Origin of the sequence: Duganella hordei, assembly GCF_040369125.1 — a bacterium.
Classification (GTDB): domain Bacteria; phylum Pseudomonadota; class Gammaproteobacteria; order Burkholderiales; family Burkholderiaceae_D; genus Rugamonas; species Rugamonas hordei.
The window spans coordinates 1-596 of record NZ_BPWI01000054.1; the positions used below are offsets into that span (position 1 = coordinate 1).

At 71.1% G+C, this 596-nt stretch carries 1 protein-coding gene; it reads left to right on the forward strand.

What is annotated here, in order from left to right:
• Positions 1–596, forward strand: a 596-nt coding sequence (locus ABWW33_RS32990; RefSeq protein WP_353405624.1) for a contractile injection system protein, VgrG/Pvc8 family, incomplete at both ends; no start/stop codon positions are given.

Genomic DNA, 596 nt, shown 5'->3' on the forward strand with positions numbered 1-596 from the left:
CCAGGCCAGCGCCACGCCGGAGGACGCCAGCAGCGCGGCCGGCGGCGGCATCCGCTTTCACGGCGTGCGCGCCGGCGAGGCATCGGACACCATCCAGGCGCTGCAGGCGCGGCGCCGCGTGACGGCATCGCTGACGACCCTGCTCAGCTACGACTACAAGGCCAAGCAGGCCGTGTCCGCCAGTACGCCGTCGCAGCTCGCTTCCGGCAAGCTGCCGGCGCTGGAAAGCTACGATGTGCCGGGCCAGTACGCCTACGCCAACGGCGCCCAGGCGCAGCGCTACGCCGACATGCAGATGCAAGGCCGGGAGGCCGCAGCCCAGCTGTGGCGCGGGCGCTCCACGGTGCGCACCCTGGCGGCCGGCACCCGTTTCAACCTGACGCAGGGACCGCTCCAATCGAGCTCGGGCGCCGTGCCGGCCTATGTGGTGCTGCGCGTGCGCAGCGTGGGCGTCAACAACCTGCCGTCGCCGGCGCAGCAGGCGCTGGCCGAGTTGTTCGGGCCGATACCGGAACTGCTGCAAGAGATAGCCCTGGACCTCCCGGACGATTACGCACTGACCATCGCGCAAGCGCGTGAGACCGGCTACGCCAACA